This window comes from Coraliomargarita algicola (assembly GCF_033878955.1).
In the GTDB taxonomy this organism is placed as follows: Bacteria; Verrucomicrobiota; Verrucomicrobiia; order Opitutales; family Coraliomargaritaceae; genus Thalassobacterium; species Thalassobacterium algicola.
The window spans coordinates 5,134,831-5,157,499 of sequence record NZ_CP138858.1 but is presented as its reverse complement, the minus strand read 5'-3'; the positions used below and the strand labels follow the sequence as shown (position 1 = coordinate 5,157,499).

Annotated in this window: 19 protein-coding genes and 1 pseudogene; 5 read left to right on the top strand and 15 right to left on the bottom strand. The window is 51.7% G+C overall.

Going from position 1 to position 22,669, the window contains the following annotated elements:
• Positions 1–88: 88 nt before the first annotated feature.
• From SH580_RS21085 to SH580_RS21055, 7 genes are all read right to left on the bottom strand, one after another.
• Entirely contained in the window at positions 89–964 is an 876-nt protein-coding gene (locus tag SH580_RS21085; protein ID WP_319832782.1) for a metal ABC transporter permease, read from the bottom strand.
• Entirely contained in the window at positions 924–1,727 is an 804-nt protein-coding gene (locus SH580_RS21080; protein ID WP_319832781.1) for a metal ABC transporter ATP-binding protein, read from the bottom strand. Before SH580_RS21080 ends, SH580_RS21085 begins: the two co-directional genes overlap by 41 nt.
• Complete coding sequence (locus SH580_RS21075) at positions 1,727–2,578, bottom strand: metal ABC transporter substrate-binding protein (RefSeq protein ID WP_319832780.1); 852 nt, start codon at positions 2,576–2,578, stop codon at positions 1,727–1,729. The genes SH580_RS21080 and SH580_RS21075 overlap by 1 nt, the downstream gene beginning before the upstream one ends.
• Positions 2,579–2,686: 108 nt before the next feature.
• The gene (locus SH580_RS21070; RefSeq protein ID WP_319832779.1) at positions 2,687–2,923 is read right to left on the bottom strand and encodes a hypothetical protein; all 237 of its coding nucleotides are present in this window, start codon (positions 2,921–2,923) and stop codon (positions 2,687–2,689) included.
• A gap of 228 nt (positions 2,924–3,151) precedes the next feature.
• A complete protein-coding gene (locus SH580_RS21065; protein ID WP_319832778.1) occupies positions 3,152–3,847 on the bottom strand; it encodes a ribonuclease HII in 696 nt (231 codons plus the stop codon).
• 1 nt (position 3,848) lies between these two features.
• Positions 3,849–4,928 (bottom strand): type IV pilus twitching motility protein PilT, encoded by a 1,080-nt coding sequence (locus tag SH580_RS21060; protein ID WP_319832777.1) that lies wholly within the window; start codon positions 4,926–4,928, stop codon positions 3,849–3,851.
• A gap of 127 nt (positions 4,929–5,055) precedes the next feature.
• A complete protein-coding gene (locus tag SH580_RS21055) occupies positions 5,056–5,901 on the bottom strand; it encodes an SCO family protein (RefSeq protein ID WP_319832776.1) in 846 nt (281 codons plus the stop codon).
• Between the two features lie 279 nt (positions 5,902–6,180).
• On the opposite strand from SH580_RS21055, the gene SH580_RS21050 reads away from it, so the two are divergent.
• The 5 genes from SH580_RS21050 (at position 6,181) to SH580_RS21030 (ending at position 16,253) form a co-directional block, all read left to right on the top strand.
• The gene (locus SH580_RS21050) at positions 6,181–6,642 is read left to right on the top strand and encodes a hypothetical protein (protein WP_319832775.1); all 462 of its coding nucleotides are present in this window, start codon (positions 6,181–6,183) and stop codon (positions 6,640–6,642) included.
• A 49-nt stretch (positions 6,643–6,691) separates the two neighbouring features.
• Positions 6,692–8,185, top strand: coding sequence for a C1 family peptidase (locus tag SH580_RS21045; RefSeq protein WP_319832774.1), 1,494 nt, complete (start codon positions 6,692–6,694; stop codon positions 8,183–8,185).
• A 176-nt stretch (positions 8,186–8,361) separates the two neighbouring features.
• Positions 8,362–11,865, top strand: coding sequence for a caspase family protein (locus SH580_RS21040; RefSeq protein WP_319832773.1), 3,504 nt, complete (start codon positions 8,362–8,364; stop codon positions 11,863–11,865).
• Positions 11,866–11,987: 122 nt separating this feature from the next.
• Positions 11,988–15,503, top strand: a complete 3,516-nt coding sequence (locus SH580_RS21035) for a caspase family protein (protein WP_319832772.1) — start codon at positions 11,988–11,990, stop codon at positions 15,501–15,503.
• 147 nt (positions 15,504–15,650) lie between these two features.
• Positions 15,651–16,253, top strand: coding sequence for a flavin reductase family protein (locus SH580_RS21030; protein WP_319832771.1), 603 nt, complete (start codon positions 15,651–15,653; stop codon positions 16,251–16,253).
• Positions 16,254–16,262: 9 nt separating this feature from the next.
• On the opposite strand, the gene SH580_RS21025 is transcribed toward SH580_RS21030, so the two are convergent.
• From SH580_RS21025 to SH580_RS20990, 8 genes and pseudogenes are all read right to left on the bottom strand, one after another.
• Entirely contained in the window at positions 16,263–17,495 is a 1,233-nt protein-coding gene (locus tag SH580_RS21025; RefSeq protein WP_319832770.1) for a zinc-dependent alcohol dehydrogenase, read from the bottom strand.
• A gap of 107 nt (positions 17,496–17,602) precedes the next feature.
• Positions 17,603–18,601, bottom strand: coding sequence for a malate dehydrogenase (locus tag SH580_RS21020; RefSeq protein WP_319832769.1), 999 nt, complete (start codon positions 18,599–18,601; stop codon positions 17,603–17,605).
• A gap of 139 nt (positions 18,602–18,740) precedes the next feature.
• Entirely contained in the window at positions 18,741–19,841 is a 1,101-nt protein-coding gene (locus SH580_RS21015) for a class II aldolase/adducin family protein (RefSeq protein ID WP_319832768.1), read from the bottom strand.
• Positions 19,842–19,965: 124 nt separating this feature from the next.
• Positions 19,966–20,271, bottom strand: a complete 306-nt coding sequence (locus SH580_RS21010) for a EutN/CcmL family microcompartment protein (protein WP_319832767.1) — start codon at positions 20,269–20,271, stop codon at positions 19,966–19,968.
• Entirely contained in the window at positions 20,268–20,531 is a 264-nt protein-coding gene (locus SH580_RS21005) for a EutN/CcmL family microcompartment protein (RefSeq protein ID WP_319832766.1), read from the bottom strand. The genes SH580_RS21010 and SH580_RS21005 overlap by 4 nt, the downstream gene beginning before the upstream one ends.
• Positions 20,532–20,576: 45 nt before the next feature.
• Positions 20,577–21,866 (bottom strand): annotated as a pseudogene (locus SH580_RS21000) (aldehyde dehydrogenase); the annotation flags it as partial.
• Positions 21,867–22,037: 171 nt separating this feature from the next.
• Positions 22,038–22,352, bottom strand: coding sequence for a EutN/CcmL family microcompartment protein (locus SH580_RS20995; protein WP_319832765.1), 315 nt, complete (start codon positions 22,350–22,352; stop codon positions 22,038–22,040).
• Positions 22,353–22,358: 6 nt separating this feature from the next.
• Positions 22,359–22,664 (bottom strand): BMC domain-containing protein, encoded by a 306-nt coding sequence (locus SH580_RS20990; RefSeq protein ID WP_308950880.1) that lies wholly within the window; start codon positions 22,662–22,664, stop codon positions 22,359–22,361.
• Positions 22,665–22,669 lie beyond the last annotated feature (5 nt).

Sequence of the window (22,669 nt, the reverse complement as noted above, 5' to 3'; positions counted from 1 at the left end):
GCAACACTCCTTATCTTTAGAGCGCAATCATCTATTATGTAACGATGTGCTCCCCCAGGCGAACACGCAGGGATAAGCGCATTTTGCCTTAATTGCCGCAGACACGTTTGACAGCGTTGGCCAATAAATAGACCAACGCTGCCAACAAAATGATCGTCGGTCCCGTTGGTAGATTCAGCGCATAACTAAGCCCTAAGCCACAGAATACAAAACAGCTGGTAAATAGGATCGAGTGAATGAGCATCTGCCCCAGGCTACGTGCGCGCAATGAGGCAATCGCCGGCGGCAAAGTCAACAGAGCGATCACCAAAACGATCCCCACCAGCGAAACAAGTGTAACCACCGTCAACGCAGTCAAAAGCAGCAATAACAAATAAATACGATCTGCATGCACACCTCGAATCGCGGCAAACTCGGCATCGAAACAGACTGCCACGATCTGACGGTGCCAGAGTAAGAGTATCGCCACAATCAAGGCCCCCACCCCACTGGCGATCCACAGGTCAGATGCAGTCACTAATAAAATATCGCCAAACAAATATGCCATCGGATCCACATACCCCGGCGTGCGCGAAATAAAGAGCAAGCCAATCGCCATACCTGTCACCCAGATCGCGCCAATAATCGCGTCTTCGCGTTGCTTACTGCGCAACGATACCCAACCAATCACCCCGGCCGCGGTCAACGCAGCCAACAGCGCACCCAACATCGGGTGCAACCAAGACCAGCCCAACACTTCGCGCGCATAAAGTGCGACTCCAATACCGCCTAACACCGAGTGCGCGATCGCCGCAGCCAAATAGCTAATCCGCCGTGCCACCACAAATGTGCCCACCGCTCCCAACGGGATGCTGCCGATCAAGCCCAGTAGTAGCGCATTGCGTAAAAAACCGAGATCCGGATCCAATAAGGCTCTGAAAAAATCAGTCATGATGGTGCCCCCCATGACTGTCAAGATGCTCATGATCATGCTGCACCATACGGACTTCGTGCCCGTAGAGTTCGCGAATACGCGCTTCAGTCAACCTAGCGGTTGGATGCACATGCACACAACGATTAACGCAGACAACCTTCGGCACGGAACGGGAAACGAAAGCCAAATCATGTGACACCGTGATCACTGTCAGCTCACTGCCGAGCGCCTTCAAGCTCTTCATCAAGCGCTCCTCCGCGGCCACATCAACATGGGCCGTGGGCTCATCCAACAGCAATAATTCGCTCTCAGCGACCAGTGCTCGCGCAATTAACACCGCTTGACGTTGTCCTCCCGAAAGACTGGCAAAGGGCTGTTTCGCCTGGTCTGCCAAGCCCATCTTGGCCAATGCGTCACGCGCAGTGGCGCGATCCGCCTGACTCACGAAACCAAAGCTCCCCTTCCCCAAACGCCCCATCAAAGCAACATCCAAAGCGGAAACTGGAAAGAGCGGATCGAACTCGATCTGCTGCGGCACATAACCCACACGCGCCCGCCCCTGCTTGGTTGATTGCCCGAAGAGACGAATCTCACCCTGATCAGGCGTCAACAGCCCTAACATGAGTTTAAGCAAGGTGGACTTACCACCACCATTGGGACCAATCACACAAACCGATTCGCCTTGGTAAATATCAAAGTCGGCGTCGTCTATAACAAGATTGCGTCCATAGCTGAACGAGACGCCATCGAAGCAAACCACTGGTTCGCCCGAATGCGTCTGACATCCACAACTACTGTGTGCCGATTCGCTCATCACTTAAAGCTATCTTGCAATCGCTGAGCGATGTCTAGCATGTTGCTAAAATAATCTGCGCTCAACACGTCGACCTCCACGAGTTCCACATCAAGCGCACGTGCGAGCACACTGGCGCTACTACGCCCGAACTCGGGCTGGGTAAAAATCGCACCGACTTGCTCGGACTTTGCAATCTGTACCAATTCTGCCACCTGCTTTGCTGAAGGCGCACTGCCCCCATGTTCAATCGATCGCTGAACAATACCATAGCGTTTAGCGAAGTGTGACAAAGAGGGGTGATTAATATAGAAGCTCCGCCCCTCGTAAGGCTTAAGCTGAGCCGCTAGGCGAGTATCCAAGGCTTTTAACTGTGCACTCACCGCCGCGGCATTGGCAATAATTTCATCGGCTAACATCGGCTCCTGGGCAATCAAAGCATCCCGCACATAGTCCACAAAGCCCAGCATCCATTGTGGATCCATCCAAACATGCGGGTCAGTTTCCTCACTATGCACATGCCCCGCATCATGTTCATGCCCCGCATCGACTAAATCTGCAGTTTGCACAAAGTGCAATTGCGGCATAGAACGCTCCATCTTAGCCTGAATCATACGCTCCAAAGGCATGCCAATACCAAAGTATAAATCAGCCTTCGCCAAGGCCGCCATCTGAGGCACTCCGGGTGAATAGGTTTCAGGGCTTTGCCCAGGACGCACCATCACGTTCACAGTCGCGTGCTCCCCCACGATCGCTTTTACGATCGTTTGCTGTGGCAGCAAACTGACCCAAATTTGTAGATCTGTAGATGCCTGCTCCGACTGTGGGACACACCCAGTCAAAAACAGTATATAAACAAGAAGACCTTTCACTGAATTTAATATACGCATAGTAATGAAACGAACAAAACGGATGCGTCTTACAAATAACAGACAATATTTGGCGCACTTTCAAGCGGCTTCATAGACAATCACAGTGCTTTATCGATTTGGCTGCGCTTGTTGGAGTCCCGCCTCCACCATAAGCCAAATGAAAAAGCCGTCACGGGCAATCAGATAAAGCGGCAACGAAATCAATTCAAACGGCTCGGGCTGATTTTTTTCCAGCGAACTTGCGCGAGCAAGGTCGATCTGTCGCCCAGTCGCCGACTGCTTCGACGCGACTGGCGTCACATCGCTACTAGAGAATACGAACTCGTAGCGAACTTGCGCGAGCAAGGTCGATCTGTCGCCCAGCCACCGACTGCTTCGACGCGACTGGCGTCACATCGCTACTAGAGAATACGAACTCGTAGCGAACTTGCGCGAGCAAGGTCGATCTGTCGCCCAGCCACCGACTGCTTCGACGCGACTGCCGTCGCATCGCTACCAGAGAATACGAACTCGTAGCGATCCGGCCGTAAACCAGATTCTAAATGCTATAAGAGCCAATATCAGCGAGCCCCGCTAGCCCAAGACCTTACGCAGAAAAAGTTCGCGGTGTATCGGAGAGGCACCATGCATCTTCAACGCATTCCGATGCACAGCAGTACCGTATCCCTTATGCTGCTCAAAACCATACGCGGGGTAGACCTTAGCCAGTGCATACATCTCGCGGTCCCGCGTAACCTTAGCCGCGATGCTCGCCATTGCGATTGAAAGAGACTTGGCATCCCCCTTAACCAAACCTTCATGCGCATAGGGAAAAGGCTTAAGCGCACGACCATCCACAATGAGCTTCACCTCACGAGCACACTGAAAAAGCGGATCTTCCGATGCGGTGTGTGGTAAGCTCCAGTCTTTCGCACGCTCTGCCAATTGATCTACAGCCCGCTGCATGGCTAAACGGGTTGCGCCTAAAATATTGAGTGCCGCAATCTCCTCGACCGAACCAAAAGCCACCGCGAAGTCGATTAAGCCCTGTGCCTGTAGTTGTTCCAAGACCAAGTATTGGCCCTCGCGTGCTTCCGCGCTGAGTTGCTTAGAGTCGTTAATCAAAGCACTTTGCTGCAGCGCTGCCGGAGAGCCAAACAGAGCACGGCTGACGACGCATGCGCCCGCGCTCACAGGCCCCGCCAAACAACCACGCCCGGCCTCATCGATTCCAATTAAAGTGGTATAATTTTCAAGTAAGTCGGCGTCGTATTGCTGAAGTAGATTCATACTACTCTTCCCATGGCTCAGGTACGCGCTCAAGGAAAGGACGAAATTTCTCTTTATGGATCGACTTCTCGTAGGCCTCTTCGCCGCTAATTCGCTGTGCCATGAGGTGCTCCATGATCGAATCATCCAATGGGCGGTTTCCCTTCTTACGCCCCACCTCGATCATTGAGGGAATCTGAAAGGTCTTGCCCTCGCGAATCAGATTCGAAATCGGCGTATCCACCACCAAAACCTCAAATGCAGCCACTCGCCCGGGCTCATCCACTCGTTTAAACAAATTTTGTGAAACCACACCTACCAGCGCCTCAGCCAAGGTTGCCCGAATTTGCTGTTGTTGCGAGGAGGGAAAGACATCAATAATTCGATCAACCGTCTTCGCGGCACTCTGCGTATGCAAGGTACCGAAGACCAAGTGCCCGGTGTCCGCAGCTTCAAGCGCCAACGAAATCGTTTCCAAATCACGCATTTCACCCACCAAAATCACATCCGGGTCCTCTCGTAATGCACCACGCAAGGCACTTGCAAACGACTTAGTGTGCCCTCCCACCTCTCGGTGATTAATCAGTGCTTTTTTACTTTTGTGAACAAATTCAATGGGATCTTCGATCGTTAAAATATGATCCGAGCGCGTCGAGTTCGCTTGGTCAATAATTGCCGCCAAAGTGGTAGACTTCCCACAGCCCGTCGGCCCAGTCACAACAACCAAGCCTTTTTTTAAACCCGCAAACTTACGACAAATGTCCGGCAAGCCCAACTGCTCCGCTGTCAAAATCTTCATCGGGATCGTACGAAAAACACTTCCGATCCCCTTGTTTTGCTGAAAATAATTAGCCCGAAACCGAGCCTTATCGCCATAGCCCAGCGCGAAATCAATGTCACCATTATCTCGAAACTCAGCCACCTTATCCCCCGGGCATATTTCATACAGCATCTCGGTCAGCTCCGAATCGGTCAAAGGCGGATAATCCAGCGACTCCAGTTCACCATTGATACGAATTAAAGGCGGATTTCCCGTCGTCAGGTGTAAATCGGAGCCCTTAAATTCGAGCAACGCATCAAAGAAAACATCAATCTGAGCCATATACTTAAAGATGCTCCCGAAATAAACGTAGAAACTCAAGCTGAATTACTGAGATCTAATAAATGTATTACCGCCACATGCAGATCGTCTCACATAGGACAACAACAAGCACGACCGGCCATCTCAACTAGAGTTTTTTCGCCGCAGCAAGAAATTCGTCAGTGGTCCACGTCGCCCCCTCTTTGCGATAAGCCACACGACCTTTAGCATCCACCAACAAGGTCGCCATGGTATGATTGATCGTGCCTGCTTCATCCATGGTCAGAATTCCAAACTGGCGCAACAAGTCTTCCACCACCGAAGGCTCGCCCGTCAATAAGTGAAAATTCTCAGGTTCCATGCCATAGCCTTCAGCGTATTGCTTCAAAATACCTGGTGAATCAAAGGCAGGATCGAAAGTAATAGTCACAAACTGTAGATCCTCTAGCCCCGCTTCGCGAGCCGCATCCTGCATCGTAGACATACGCGTGCTCGACGCCGGACACATGGTCGGCACAGTGCAACGTGTGAAAATAAAATTCAGTACGAATGGCTTTCCTTGCAATTGGCGAATTTGCAAGAAGTCGCCATGCTGATCGATCATCGCAAAATTCGGGATATACTCCCCCTGCTTCACATATTTCCGGCGACTCATCGCTGCGGTGACTTGATGCAATTGCTGATTCACATCACCAGCAGCTTTTGCGCCCTGTCCATCCAAGGGAAAAACCTGCTCTAAGTGCCAGCGCTTACCGTAATAAGCAGCATTCCCCTTAATTAAACGCCCTTCGTAGCCGATCGCCAAATCGCCTGCTCCGACACGAAAAGTCTGCGGAGTACCCACGGCGAGCTCGCCCTCCTCCGATGCTGTCAGCTCAACTTCAAGTGATCGCTCATCGATTAAAACCGAGCTCACCCGCCCCTGCACGGCAACCGCATGTGCCGTCAGAGCCAACAGCAAAGAAAATACAAAAGATAGAAGACAAATACGCATACTCGCAATTAGAATAAAGCGCCCCCGTATGCAAGTCTACTAAACAAGTACTCGCAGCTGCTCAAGACACCACAAAGCCCGCACGGCAAAGTTTCAGCAGTAAATTTAACAAGAATGCGAATGCTCCCAGCCTCTAAAATAAGAATTAATACAGCCCATCATTTCAGATAATAAAAACTCGAAATACTAAATTATTATGAGGTATATATCTTAGAAAACACGTATTCCGTAACGATCTCTCAAACGACATTGTAGCACAGTTCCAACCACAATGATAAGATGACAGCATTCGAAAGCAGAGCCTGGCTCCTCGAGGGGGCGACGAAAAGTATCCCCGGCATGCTCCATTGGGATGGGAATGCCCTGACTTTTGTCGCCTGTGGGCCGGGCAAGTTTAGTGAACACGACATCCAGATGCTGGCGGATCGCTTCGCCATGCCGGACGGAACATGCGGCGCGATTCTAAAAGAACAGCCGAGCCCCCTGCTACGCGCCAGCAAGGGCGAGATCAGCGGCTACAAAATGCCCTGGTATTATTTCAAGGGCGGCATTCACATCACTCTCCTCAATCAAAGCTACAAGTTTTCCTTCATCCGTCCGCAAAACACGGTCGAGCCAAGCTATTATTTAGAAGATCAATACCGCTGGGCAGGAGGCGCAGGTCAGGAAGACGTCGATGTGCTCGGCGGCAAAGCAGCAGGTGCACAATGGAAGCAATTGCTGGAGAAGATTCTGGCATGACTACATAAGCCCGCGAAGGAAAATCGCCCTGTGACGTTTCAATTTTAATATGTTTAGACGATCTCAATTTCTATTAGCTATCTGCACGCTGATTTTGTGCAGCCAACATGGTCAGGCACAAGAGCCCGCGACTGAAGACACACGCTACGCCACCGGCATGGTCTTCAATGAGCAGACCTATCGCAGCATCCCGTACAAGGCGCCCGTCACAGAGGAGACGTATGCCAATTTACCGCCCTCGGTTTCCTTGGAAAAATACTGCCCGACTCCTGGCAATCAGGGGCCGCACGGCACCTGCACCGCCTTTGTCTCCGCATACCATATGCGCACCATGCTCTACGCGATTGAGCACGGCTTAACCTCAAAGGCACAGATCAACGCCAACATCTTTTCGCCCTCCTTTATTTATGAGCAGATCCGGCTCGTCACACCGGATCCCAATTGTAAGGAAGGCACCGACATCGCGCAGGCACTCCAGCTCATGCTTACCGTCGGGGCCGCCAAAATTAAGGACGTCCCCTACCAGTGCTCGATCGGCATCGATTCGAACGATATGCTGAAAGCCACCGAATTTCCCTTGGTAGACTACCAAGTGCTCTTCTACGTGAATAACAAACCAGACAATGAATTCAAAGTGCGCTCGATCAAGAAAGCACTCTCTGAAGGGTCTCCAGTATTGATCGGTTTCACGGTGTATCCCTCCTTCCATCGACGTGGCCACAGCGTCTGGACACGTCAACCCGGCGACCTCGAAGCCTCCGACAGTCACGGGGCGCACGCCATGGCCATCGTCGGCTACGACGACAACAAGCACGGTGGCGCCTTTCGCATCATCAACAGTTGGGGCACTGGCTGGGGCGATGGCGGCTATATCTGGGTGCCCTACGAACATTTTGCGCCTGCCTGCTTTGCGGCCATTCAGGCCTATGGTAAGCAACCCAAGGCACAGCCGTATCAGAAGAATACCATTCGCCCGCCCGAAATCCCGCTCTTGCTGGCAGGCAGTGTCGCCTTTCAAGAACGCGACGGCCCCCCGATGCCCGCGATTAAAATCGTCGAAGACGGCAAGTCGGCTTCGGGCAATCGCTACCAAGGCTATCGACTCGCGCGCGCCTATCCATCCGGCACACGCTTCCGTTTTTTTGTGACGACCAATTCGCGCGCCTACCTCTATGCCTTTGCCACAGATCTGACCGGAAAGATCACTAAAATCCTGCCCTTCGACGATAACATGTCCCCCATGATCGGGCGCAACAGCACCATCGCTTTCCCCTCCGAGCGCAAGGTCGTACGCATGGACAAGGAACCTGGCACCGACTACTTGCTCATGCTTTATTCCGATGAGCCACTCAGCGTCAGCTCATTGATTGAATCAATGGAATCCGAAACCGGAACCCTATCGGTCAAAGTCAGCAAAGCACTCGGCAGCCGACTAATTGACCAGAAGTATATCCAATACGACTCCGACGGCATCGGCTTCGCCGTGCAAGAAAACACCAAAGGCCACGTGGTGCCACTAATGGTCGAAATCGTACATGACTGAGCCAAACTTAGGTGCTTCACTAGTGAAGATCGCGAAACCACTAAGACCGCCCGGACACAACCAAACCTAAATTACACCAACCCGCTAAAACTACCGAGGGCGCCACTGGTGGCGCCCCTACGAATTCAAGCACTGTAAACCTTCGACTATACAGACACAGCCCTGTCCAAATTCTCATGAAACGCTTACAAACCTTAATTCTTTGCATTGCACTCTTTTTGCAGCTCACTCACTCAGCCATCGCCGATACGATCATCGATCGCAATGCGAGCCTGGATACACTCAGCCCTCAAAGAAACTACGCACTCACCAGCGGGCAATTTGGAACCGTGATCTCCAGTGCCAAAACTTTGTTGCCAAAGTTCATCGTCAGTGACGCACACACCCAGATTGCGTTTTTCTCCAATGATGACCGCTTTTTCTACTATGTGGATCCAGTCCAAGGCTTCTATCGCTTAAACCTTGCTACAGGTAAATCGGATCGATTGTCGGACTTGAAAGAAATCACATTCGTCTACGAATCACCAGAGTCGAATTGCTTCTACTTAGTCACCTCCGAAGGCAGTTGGAGCAAGAGCACAGCCTACCACATTTATCGTTTAGATCCCGGCAAAGCCACCAAACGACTCACCACAGTCACCCCCGATTCCGCTCCTGCAATCGGAGCTTTTCAGTTACTATCCCACATCGAGTCGGGGCGTATTTTGATTTTAGCCAACGAGCTCACGCCCGCGAAAACGCACATGCAGAGCGATGTCTACGGCGACACGCGCGTCATAGAGCTTGAGATGGAGAGTGGAAAATTGACAACACTCAACACATTCCCGCAAACGACTCAGATCGAGTATAATCATGTTCGACCCACAAAACCGAATTCAACGGTTCTTGAATTCACAAACACCAAGGGCAACTATCACTTACTCGATCCATACAAAGGCGAAGTGCTACGTATTATCGACGTGCCGGGAGTTGAATTCGAACTAGGCCGTGCGGGTATGGTCATCGCCCAACGCATAATTAAAGAGGAAGGCAAAGAACGCTTCTTCATTGATTACCTTGAATCAGGAAGCTTGAAAACACTACAAAACTTCGAAGTGGCGGATAAAAAAGAGATGCGTGCCACTCGGATTGAAGGCGACTATCTCGCAGAGGAAGCGACGCAATGGCTGTCACGTAGTGGCGCGTTTTTTCAAGTGGATAAACAATCTGGTAATGAACTGCAGCGATTCTCTCTCGACTACAGCCGCATTCGGCTACTGGGTCACGCGCCTCAAGATGCGAACAAACTCTTACTAGCGGTGCAAAAGGACTACGGCAGCGACACGCAACTTGTGCACTATGACTTAGCCGAAAAGACCGAAATCAAAGAGGTCGCCCGGCCGAGCAAATTTAAATTTCGTGAATTCGCCTTTCATCCATCCAAACCAGAATTCTTTGCCACCGACGAGAACGACAACGTGCACTTTTTTCGCATCACTCGTTCTAGCATACAACATAGCCTGCGCGGACAAACAGCAGTCGATGTCGCGTATTCAGCCGATGGCGCCTCCATTCTCTCCAGAGTCGACCCCGAAGACATCCTCTATCGCTACGCGCCCGAGGTATTTCCGCATGATCCTGAAAGAACCAAGCTCGGCTTTGCAACGAATCCACCGCCTAGTATACTCCCCAATTACTCCAACGACTTTCTGCAAAGTGCCTCACAAAAGTGGCTGCTGCAACTGGATAGCTTCCACGCGTACCTCTACGAATATCAATCTCCGAAAAATGGCCTGCAAATCGATCAACATGGCACACCGCGAGATAACGACGGTCGTATCGAGCAGTCCCCCGTGCATTACAGTTTTGCCCCTGACGATTCCCGGCTCTATCAGCTCAAGACTCAGCTAAAGCCCGATGCGACTCCATCCAGCAGCGTTCTAAGCGCATTCGCACTCGATGGCGAGCTCAGCGACTATCCGCAAGCGTCTTGGACGACTCCCTTAGACGGACCGCACCGACACTTCGCAGGCTTCCGCGACACCGATCAAGCGATCCGTCTATTCAATGCGAGCAGCGGTGAAATCGAATGGTATCAGCCATCTACAGGCGCCCTGTTAGAGCGCCGATCGATAAATTTCAAACTATCCGAGGCGGCATTGAACCCCACAGACTTTCGCCTCATTTTTAACACTCATTATGAGCCATCCAAAGAACTGCTCGTATTCTACAATTCAGAAGAAGTTCATTGCCTACAGTTCACACAAAAAGCTCCACGTTACTTCGCCTTCAACGATGCCTCAGGCACCAGCGCGATTCACTTCCCTGCGGGAGCCGATTTAATGATACGCCAAACCGACGCAGGCACCTTAAACTTTCACTCGCTCGCACCCGACTCCAATCACGATGAACTCGCATCGCTAACCTTCTATAACGGTGGCAGCGATTATCTGATACAGTCCAACAACGGACACTTCGATGCCACTGCAAGCATTCAAGCCAAAGGCAGCTACCAACAAGGAATCGCACTCCTGCCACTCTCTCAAATTTTTGATAAGGCATACGAGCCCACCCTACTGCCCAAGCTCTTAGCCGGCATTCAGCTCCCAGAGCAGGCCCTGGAGTTTGAACAAATCGAGCGCGCACCCACCGCCCAAATACGACACCAGCCCTACATTAGCGAGCAAATGACGCTCAAGCTTTCGGCCGGTTCGACCATAGGTAATCTCGCAGAACTCAATCTATACCAAAACGAAAAGCTCATCAAAAGTTTTGAAGTCGCCGGAAGCCCGACCAGTTTCCATGAATTTCCAGTGCAGCTCATCCCAGGTTTGAATGCATTCAAACTAGTTGCCATCAATGTAAATGGCATACAATCAATCCCCGCGCTCGCCGAGCTCCAGTTCGGAGATCCGGACGAAAGCGATCGCAACAGTCACAAACTCCACATTCTCGTCGTCGGCATCAACGAATACCAGAACCCAAAGTACTCCCTCAACTACGCATTGCCCGATGCGAGTAGCATTCTTGAAACATTAAAAACCGCAAATGCCGCACTCTACGACGAGGTCTCAACCTATGCCATCTTTGACCACGAAGCCACAGCCGACAACATACTCGCTCAATTCGACAGCATTCGTGCCACAGCAAAACCGCAGGACACCTTTATCTTTTATTTCGCCGGGCACGGAGTCATGTCACAAGAGAACGACCTCTTCTACCTCGTCCCCACCAATGTCACTCAGATTTACGGAGCATCCGACACCCTGAAAACGAACGGCATCTCCAGCTTCAAACTCAAACAACTCGCCGAAACAATCCAGGCACAAAAACAAGTATTCATTCTCGATGCTTGTAACTCAGGCGGCGCGCTCGAAGTATTTACAAGCCGAGGAGCCAGCCAGGAGAAAGCCCTGGCCCAACTTGCGCGAGCGACAGGAACTCATTGGCTAACCGCTTCCAGCAGTTCTCAATTCGCCACAGAGTTTGAGGAGCTCGGCCACGGCGCATTCACCTACGCCCTCCTCGCAGGGCTCAACGGCGCCGCAGATTCCGGCGACGCCCGCGTTAGCATCAACGAACTCAAAGCCTACCTCGAAAGCGAATTACCACGCATCACCGCCCAGCACAAAGGCACCGCACAATACCCCACCAGCTACGGTTACGGCCGCGATTTCCCAGTCGCCCTAAAAAATCAATAACGTTAGGTGTCTTCACTTGTGAAGACCGCGAAAGCACCAACACCGCCTGCACACATTCAAACCTAAAAAAGCACCCACCCGTTAAAACTACCGCGGGCGCCACAAGTGGCGCCCCTACGACTATGATGCGTCCTTTCCTTTACAGTCTCTGCTTGATCGGCCTCTCATTGATCTCATCACTGCATGCGCAATACGAGGCATTGATCACTTCCGAAGAAACCAAGCCCGAAGTCATTATCGAACAAAAACGCCAAGCGGCCATGGGGCCCTTGCGACTCGTGGCACCGAGTTCACATTCAGGGCAACTGCTCGGGATGGAACAATCACCCGATGGCAAATATTTACTTACCTATGATCAAGATTCCCTAAAAATTTGGGATTGTGAACAACGCGTTCCTTTCATCGAGAAAAACTTCTCTGCGAATAACGCCAGCCAACTCCTTGCAGTTCATTTCACCCATATCCCACGCCAGGTGTGTGTCATTTCAAAGAATAATGTAAGTTACTACGATGAATTCAACTTCAACAAATACAAGTGGTCAGCACAGGCATCTACCCCCTATCGCATCGCACACTGGTATGCTGCAGATGAAGCAGCCGTCTATGTCCTCAAACGCAGTCCCTATTACGACGCGAAGACTTCACAAAGCATCTTACTCACACTGGTCAAAATCACAGCCGACACAGACAGTAAACACACTAAGCTTTGCGAGCTAGAACTCCCACTGGATAGCTTTGGCCCCGGCTTCTACCTAAAATCCCCCACTCCCGATTGGACACTCACCGCCAGCAAAGATCGGCAGTCTTTGCTGTTCGCAGCAGGCACTCAACATCCTAGTTTAGAGATAAATCCCCACACCGGAGCCCACCGCATGCACCCAGCACAGGAAGGCTTACTTGGCTATTTGCCAGACGGCAGCTTACTCACTGCAAAGCCGGCTGATTCGCACTGGGCTTATCACATCATTACGCCAGAAAGCGATAAAGTCCTCCGCACCATACCAACACATAGCCAGGACGCGCCTCGGCTACGAAGCATCGACTTCCCGAATACAATTGAGCAAATCCTGCTGCTCCCCACCGAAGCGGGTTTCGTTCTCTATGATTTTCAAACGCAGACAGCTAGCCAAGAAACACGGCCAACTTCGGAAAGAGCGCGTGCCGTCAGCAATTTTAAGACAAAGGAAGCAACCCGCCCGCTACTCGCCATGGAACAGCGAGACGGCTCCAGCTCGCTACAGTTCTTTGATGCCGCCCGTCAAGTGTTCCGTGGGCCTTGGATGCAACAAGCCTGGACTCCTGACAGCATCTACCCGCAAGGCGATCGCTTTGAATTCGCGGCAGTACGAGGAAATAGCGTTCGCTTGATCCACCTCAACGAAGCTGGTCTCCAGGTGCGAGAACTGGCTCCGCCTCCTAGCGACCTGCAGGACATCGCGGTATTCATCCCCGAGCAAGATGGCGCCATCTACTACATAGACGGCAAATCCCCTCAAGTCGCCATGCTTGATTCGCCCCGCGCCCCCACAAGTAAGCGTATTCAATTATCACCTACAAGCTACACCCTATACGGCATTCACCACAGAGTGGGTGGGCGTAAAGCGATCGCAATCACACCCGACGCACAATCCATCGCTCTACTGTTTGATAACCGCTTAGTCGTCTGCCGCAGTGGCAGCAGCAACGATCTTGAGGTCGTCGCCACCATCGATGTCCCGAATAACATCAGCTCGATGGTCGAAGCAGACCCCATCCTCGCCATCTCCGACGATGGTAACAGAATCCTCTATGGAAATTCCAAACATCAAGACGGCGAATATCGTCAAAGCCTCACCTTACATGACCTCAGTCTTGGCAAAGAGCTATGGCGCAAAGAAGCACGCTACGATCAGGATGCGTGCTACATGCGAAACCTCAAATTTATCGAAGGCGGCACTCATTTCGTAGCCAGCAATAACGCGCAGACAAAAATCGCCAAATTCCAAACAGTGGATGGCGCAAAGGTCGGTGATTTAAACGATTACTATGCCAACGAACACCCCTATGTGTATTCCCCGAAAGGCAGCGTCTTTTCACGGATCGCAACCGCATCTAAAAGCGCCTCGATCACACAATATGCACTGCCCAGTGCCAAGCCCCGAGCGACAATTCAATTAAGTCAAAAGCCCGACATCCTGACACCCCTGGCTGACAGCCATTTTTTACTCGCTCACACACTGGGCAGCTCAAGCCTACAGCTCATCGACAGTGCAGTGGCAGCTGTCGTAGCCGACCTCTATCTATTTGAAAATACAAATCAATGGTTGGTGCGTAATCCTGAAACCGGCCTCTTCACTTCCAATCAGGATGCACACGCCAACATTTTCTACGTAAAAGGCGATCAAATCAATCCACTCGCCGCTTACTTTGATAAATTCTATCGGCCACGACTATTGGGTTCACTTATTAACGGCCTCAGCCCCAAGCCCACGATCCGATTGGACAAGCTACGCTACGCTCCCCGATTACACTTAAAGATCGACGGCCCCCAACAACGCGGCCTCTCCGTTGAAGACGAGTTCGAAAGCGTCGAAATCGCCACCGATACCGTCACGCTCAACATTTCAGCCAGCTGCGAAGGCAGCCCCATCAAAGACATCCGTATCTATCAAAACGGAAAACTCGTTTCAGGCGGCACCCGTGGGCTCTTCGTAGAAGACGACGAGGACGCACCCAGCGACGAACTCTTTACCCAAGAAGCCAGCTACACCTTCCCCTTAGCACAGGGCAAAAACCGCTTTCGTGCCATCGCCATCAACGAACAAGAGACCGAGTCCGTGCCCGACGAGATTATAGTCTATTCCGCCAACAGCGAGGAAAGCGACTCCACCGGCATGCGCCTACATCTTTTCGTCATCGGCATCAATGAGTACAGCAACTCAGACTACAATTTGAATTATGCCGTCGCCGATGCCGAGGCCATCAGCCAAAGCATCAAAGCAGGCTCTGAAACGATTTACTCGCAAACCAAAGTCTATCAACTCAAGAACAGCGAAGCCACCCGTGAAAACATAATTGGCATCTTAGAAAACATCCAGGCAGATGCCACCGCACGCGATAGTTTCATCTTCTTCTTTGCAGGTCATGGCGTCGTTTCCGAAGACGAATACGCGGAGTTCTACCTAGCTCCCGCCGACATGACCCAGCTCTACGGCGATCGCAGCACACTGCAAAAACGAGGTCTATCCAGCTACGAGCTACTCGAATACTCACGTGATATCGCCGCGCAAAAACAACTCTTCATACTCGACGCCTGCCAATCTGAAGGCGCACTCAAGACCGTCGCGATGCGCGGAGCCGCGGAAGAGCAAGCCATCGCTCAACTCGCCCGCAGCACAGGCACCCACTGGCTGACCGCGACAGCGAGCGATCAAACTGCAATTGAGTTTAAAACACTCGGGCACGGCGCCTTCACTTACACCTTACTCGAAGCCCTCAACGGCAAGGCCGACACCGGCGACGGCATCGTCTCCGTCAATGAGCTGAAAGCCTACATCGAAGCACGCGTCCCCGAAGTCACTGAAGCGCACAAAGGCAGCGCCCAATACCCCGCCAGTTACGGCTATGGTCAGGACTTCCCAATCGCACTCCCCGAGTGAAAACTTCGCGCCCCACGCCGCGCGCTTTCAACGATGTATATCGAAAAACGCTTTTCCTCCGAAACTATACAGCTTAATCGATACGCGAACCACGGAAAACGGCTGATCTGGCTGGTCAAATGGTTCTATAACTTGTAAGACCACGAAATGACCTTTGATTTAATCAATAAAGATTCCGCAGACGCCTACAAAATTTTATCCAGTCTGGTCACTCCGCGCCCGATTGCGTGGGTGACCACTCTGAATGCAGAAGGTGTGGTCAACGCAGCCCCCTTTAGCTTTTTTAATGTATTTGGTTCCAATCCTCCGCTGGTTGCCTTTGCACCGGGAGACCGTGCTGCGGGGGTACCTAAGGATACAGCCCGTAATATCCGAGAAAATGGCGAATTTATTATCCACTTAGTGGACCAAGCGGTGGCCGCCGCAATGAATGCTACTGCGGCCTCTTTACCTTATGGCCAAAGTGAACTGGACACACTTGGGTTAAGTCTAGTCGCGGGCGAAAGTGTCTCCGTGCCTTGGATACGCGAAGCACCTGCTGCGTTGGAATGCCGTCAGCACAGCACGATTGAAATTGGTTCCAACCGTGTGGTGCTGGGTATTGTCCAGCGCGTGCATGTGCGCGAAGGCATGATTGACACCAATACGAAACGCATCGACGTCGACGCTTACCAACCAATCGGGCGCATGGCCTCCCCAAGTTGGTACTGCCAAACAGATCGTTTGTTCGAAATGGAACGCCCGAAATAATTGCTAGAATTACTTCGCTTCGACTACCACCTTGATGCCTTCTTGGCGCAGGTTCACTTGGATCGCCTCATCGATTTGATCGAGTGGGAACTTATGGGTGATCAATGAGGAAACCGGCAGTCCAATACGCTCGGCACGTTGCAGGAAGTGATAGGCGTTGGGATATTCAAAACTGTTATACACCCAGCTACCGACCAGTGAGATCTCTTTAGCACAGATATCTCGGTGCGGGTTAATCGCACACTCGCCACCATCCACAAAGTGACCGACCTCGCAGATACCACCACCACGACGAATCAACTTATAGAGATTCGCATGCGCGGCAGGCACGCCAGTGACTTGGAAGCCCCAGTGTGCACCGAGTCCCTTGGTTAGCCCCTTCACCTTCTCTGCGATCTCGTCGATGCCTGAATACTCCTTATAGTTGATCACTTCATCGGCTCCCATGCTGCGAGCGATTTCGAGGCGATCGGGATTTCCATCAAGTGCGATGATATTGTTCACGCCGTGTGTTCGCAGCACAGCAATCATCAGTAATCCGATAGGTCCACAGCCTTGCACGACAACGCGAGTACGGAAGTTCAAAGGATTATTGCCACAGCTCTTGGCACGCTCGAGGGCGTGACATACAACGGCAGCAGGCTCAATCAGGCAACGTAGGTCAACGCTCATATCATTGACCACGAAGAAGGAAGAGCCGGGACGTATGATCATATACTCAGCAAAATAGCCGTTCAAATGATTATCGGGCTCATCGAGTAGCAAACCATAGACTTTAAGATCATCACTCAAGTTGGCTTTGGCAGGATTATATTTGGCCACCAAGCAATCGGGAGAGGTTTCCAGCAGACTGGTCACGATCTTATCGCCAGGCTTCACGGCCTTGCCGACACTGTCCATCTTGATGGCGCTACCGACCTTGACAACTTCTCCGGTGCCTTCGTGCCCGAGCACGTTGGGTGTGAGACCAAAGGGGTCTGACTTATAGCAGTGAACATCGGTGCCACATACTCCACATGCTTCGACTTTGACCAAGATCTCATCCTCACCGATCTCACGGATCGGAAATTCCTTAATCTCAAATTTGCGCGGCTCAACCAACACTGCAGCACGGGCAGTCTTAGCCGCGGAACTCGATGTAACCGCTGCAGCCTGTGGGGCTTGTGTTGCTTTATTCTGCGCGCCGACACCTGCGATGACATCACGCACAATGCGGTCAATTTGCTCTTTACTTACATTCATACAAAAAAAGTTATGCTAGCTCAGTTGATATACACTGAATATTCAGGTGGAAACAAAACAGGCACCTGATTAAAGGTGCCTGGTATCAAATTATATGCACGAAGCCGCTAGATGCTGAGACCAAGTTGACCAAAGGCCATCTCACGCTCATCCAGTAGCTCTTGATTGGAAGCGGCAATCTTCTCCTTCGCATAATCAGTCAATTTAATGCCTTCGACAACGCGCCACTTACCGATGGCATCGACTTTGATGGGCATCGATGTAATCAGACCTGCAGGCGTACCATATTCACCATTGGAAATCACGCAGACACTGTGGAAATCGCCACGGGTGGGGGTGCACAAATCACGCACAGTATCCACCACTGCATTCGCAGCCGAAGCGGCCGACGATGCACCGCGTGCTTCAATGATCGCTTTACCTCGCTGTCCGACGACTGGCACAAAAGTGTCTTTCAACCAAGCCGCATCAGTGATGACATCAGTGGCTTTGAGACGACCGATCTTGGCGTTATAAAAGTCGGGGAACATTGTGGGGCTATGATTGCCCCAAACACAAAGCTCAGAAACTTCCTTAACCGACACGCCCGCCTTTTGTGCCAATTGCGTCTTGGCACGATTCTCGTCCAATCGAGTCATTGCAAAGAACTGATTATTTGGAATGTCCGGCGCACTCTTCATCGCAATCAGGCAGTTAGTGTTACAAGGGTTACCAACCACGACCACACGCACGCTTGGCTTTGCGTTGTCGTTGATCGCTTTGCCCTGACCGACAAATACCTTGCCATTGATGCCAAGTAGATCGGCACGTTCCATGCCCTGCTTACGCGGGACGGAGCCGACTAGCAGCGCCCAATCGACATCTTTGAAACCTACCGCGAGGTCGGAGGTCTGCACAATTTCGGTCAACAAAGGAAATGCACAATCATCCAATTCCATCGCAACACCTTTAAGTGCAGCCATTCCGGGTTCGATTTCGATCAAGTTCAGCGCAACTGGTTGATCCGGACCAAACATTTGCCCCGATGCAATGCGGAAGAGAAGTGCGTAGCCGATATTACCAGCCGCGCCAGTAACGGCAACACGAATAGGTGCTTTTGATTTCATAAGAAGAATTATTTTTACGGTTTAGGTTAACAATTTTTCAGTTAATTGGTTTTCTGTATGCCTGCAATATTTCTCGACCTAGCCATCGCTGATAAAGGATCTGAATACCTGCAAACAAAGAACAAAAAACCGAAGTCAACTAACTGAGCTTTTGCATGATCATATCAGTGATCTTCTGGACCAAAGCTTCGTCTGCATTTGCGGTCGGAGCGCTGCCTAAATTACAGGCGCAGGCAGAGGGCTGAGGCTGAGTATGCACGGTGATTTCACCCGCATCACAGAGCTCACACTCTTTCAATTCTTCCAGGCGAGAATCAGGCATGCCGAGCTTTTTGCGAATCTCGATCAGTTCCTTCAGCTTGTCGGGACCGTATTGCTTAGGACCACCAATCTGCATAGTGACGGCAACAGTCTGACAGAAAGCGTCGGTGTTTTCCATCTTCCAGTATGCATCTTCCACATCTTTACCCCAGCAGATCACACCATGGTTCTGCATCAGAATAGACTGGTGCTTCTTGGCGAGTGCGCCCACTTCGCGAGCATTCTCTGGAGAGCCTGGAGTTTGGTAGCTAGCGAGACCGATCACACCTAAGAAAACTTCTGGCTCAGGAATCAAGCAAGCTGGAGGCACGACACCTGCCACCGCAAATGCAGTGCCATAAACTGGGTGCGCATGCACGCAAGACTTTGCCTTAGGCTCCGCTTTCATAATCGCGAGGTGTGTGTTGACCTCAGATGTGCGTGGACGTGTGCCGGCAATTTGATTTCCATCGAGGTCGACCATGCAGATATCATCCGCAGTCATGAAGCCTTTAGAGATCAGAGTTGGTGTGCAAAGCACCATGTTGTCGCCTACGCGAACAGTGATGTTACCACCGTTGCCATCGACATAGCCCTTACTCCAAATGCGCTTACCAATGCCACACATGCGCTCCTTGATCGCTTGAATCTCGGGCGAGTAGAAAAACTTTTCAAGCTCCGCTGCAGTCTTGGGGTCGCCGCCTGGCTTCCAATTGTCCTCGGCATCCGGCAACTCTGGATTGTGGATACGAGGCGCACCTGAAGCGGAGGCAGCGGGTGCTGCAGCAGGCGCTGCGGCGGTGGCTCCCGGTTTGACCTTATTCTTACGAAGGATGTCGCGCGCCATGGGCGTGAGCTTTGCATTTTCTGGAACAGTGCTGAGGCACTGACCTTGCTTGATCATTTTTTCGAGATCTTTTGCGGTGTAGAGTTTGCTCATAATATTGGTGGGTTGACCAGTGTTCAGCTGGTCGGGTTTGTGTTAAATATTGTTAAAGTGAATTGGTTTTCGGTGGAGTCACTGATTTCAACTGGGAACGAATGAACAGGAAAGTGATGAACCGTTATGTGACGCTCTGAGGCGGCTCATAACGATAGGTATCGAGAAGTGCGACGCTGATTGCGTCCAGAGGAGTGCGATGCTCGAAGGGCTGCATGGCTTCGGCACCTTCGACGTAAAGGATGTCGTCCCCCACTCCGGCTCCTAGGTTATCGTAAGCAACCAGTGCCCAAGCATCGGAAAGCCCACTTGGATTCTGCCCCGTCAACTCTTTAGCTCCCTGCGGCATCACCACAAGATAACGCCCGCCACGTAGACCAGAGTCCGCATGACTAAGTGTCACATTACCGATGACTTTACCTACTTTCATTCTGCGTCGTCGACCAAGCCCATGACTTGGTTGCGTATGGGTGAAGTGTCATCGTGAACAGAATTTTGCGTCCACGAACCATCGGTGGTAATGAAAACTCGGGTATGCTGCCCGGCTCCGATCGGATCGAGTGCGGCAAACGGCGATCCCGCGTCCGCCCCATGCTCATCAATCGGCGTGCAAAGCACGATCTTCTGAGCCTTGAGGCTGGGGTGACCGATGCTGACTACAGCATGGCCATCTACGCGGGCGAGTATCATTACAATAATTAAGAATTAGGAAATCAGAATGAGGATAAAAAACCTCTATCGAACGATGTTTAGGTTATTGACCAGAGTGCAGCGGCGATAGCGCGTGAAGGTGCGTGGTGTCGTAATCCCCTCACCTGTAGTCGTCGCAATGGAGTAGCTAATAAAGCCTTCACCACCCATACCGAGGCCGGCCACACAAGGACCATTCTTCACGTAGATCGTGGTATCCATTTCCTGCCCCATCTGCGTCAAACGCTCGACATTCATGGAGTGGATCATTGCAGAGTGCTTATCACCGTGCTCGGATTGCTTCGCGATGCTCAGCGCTTGGCTGAAGTCATTGGCGCGAACAATCGGAAGTAATGGCATCATTTGCTCTTCTTGAACAAATGGATCGTTGGCATCTGTTTCCGCAATCAGCATTTCAACGCTGGAATCGATGTTGAGGCCAGCGATGCGAGCGAGCGCATCAGGGTTTGCACCCACCCACTTACGATTGAGAACCGCACTGCCACAGCCTACACCATCCTTGAAGTCGAAGACTTCTTTTTTGATAGCTTCGAGTTGCTGTGCAGTGAGTAGAACGGCACCTTGACGAACCATCGCATCCAGAGTCTTTTGGTAAGAATCTGCCACCGCGATAATTTGCTTCTCCGCGATGCAGAGCAGATTGTTGTCGAAACCACCACCAGTGATGATGTCACGAGCGACACGATCGAAATCAAGTGCGCTGCAATCGTCGACCACTACCGGAGGATTACCTGGACCTGCACAAATCGCGCGTTTGCCAGTTTTCATGGCCGCATCCACCACACCGGGGCCACCGGTGATGCAGAGTAAGTCAACATCCTCATGCGAACACAGTGCATTGAAAGAATCGAGAGTGGGCTTCTCAATGGTGCAGACCAGATTAGTGATCCCTGTTTCTGCCTTAATCGCCTCGTTGATTTCATTGACTGCCAATGCAGCCACTGCAGCGCCCCCCGGGTGAGGATTGAAGACAACAGAGTTCCCCGCAGCCACCATATTGATGATGTTGCCCGCAATGGTCGGCACGGAGTGTGTCAGTGGAGTCACCCCCACGATCACGCCCCAAGGAGCGGCTTCATCCATTGTGATACCAAAATCACCGCTCATGCCTTGTGGCACCAGGAACTCAGGTCCCAGCACATTCTGGACACCTTGCAACTTCAAAGGCTTGTGTGCGCGACGTCCGATCTTGGTTTCGTTATACTCAATGTCGCCCCAACGCTCCGCGTTATCGACACACATTTTCTTAACGATATTGACGATCTGGGTGCGTGCAGCCCAACCCTTTTTCTGTAGCTGCTCGAAGCCACTGCGTGCAGCGGTGACGGCTTGATCGGCATCATCAAAGACACCATGCTTACCGGGGCGTACTGGATCGTCGGCATCCCAAACGACCCTTTGGACTGGAGCTGTGCGAGCACTTCACTCACCACATCGCGTATCGCGGCTTCATTCAACTGACTCATATAAAATTCTTTCTATTAATTAACTGTTCTTGGCTTCGTAAGTCTTCTTACCTCCGATGCTGACCGTATCGATCAGTCCGACGATGGCAGCATCGACGGGGAGTTGCTTCAAACCCTCTGCCTGACGAGCCGAACTGCCTTGTGCAAACATGACGAGCTCTCCTTCACCAGCACCGAGCGTATCGATCGCGATGATGGTATTGCTACCGGGCTTGAATTTAGAGGGATCTTCCGGATCGACCAGCATGGGGCGAACCATGAGGAGCTTACGCCCCCGCATGGACTCATCCTTTTTCGTCGATACGACGGATCCTATGACTTTTCCGAGGTACATCGGAGTTTACTTAGCAGCGCGCTTAGGAGCGGACTTAAGAGCAGGCACGACGTTTTCAACATCTTCGTGAGGACGAGCGATCACGTGTGCGCTCACGACTTCGCCGTAACGGCCAGCCGCTTCGGCGCCTGCTTCGATCGCAGCGTTTACAGCAGCGACATCGCCAGTGACGACGGCACTGACCAGTGCGCTACCGACACCCTTCATAGGGCCAGCGAGTTCAACGTTTGCTGACTTGAGCATAGCGTCTGTGCCTTGAACGAGACCGATGAGTCCTTTAGTTTCGAGAATTCCAATTGCTTGTTTTGCCATAATAT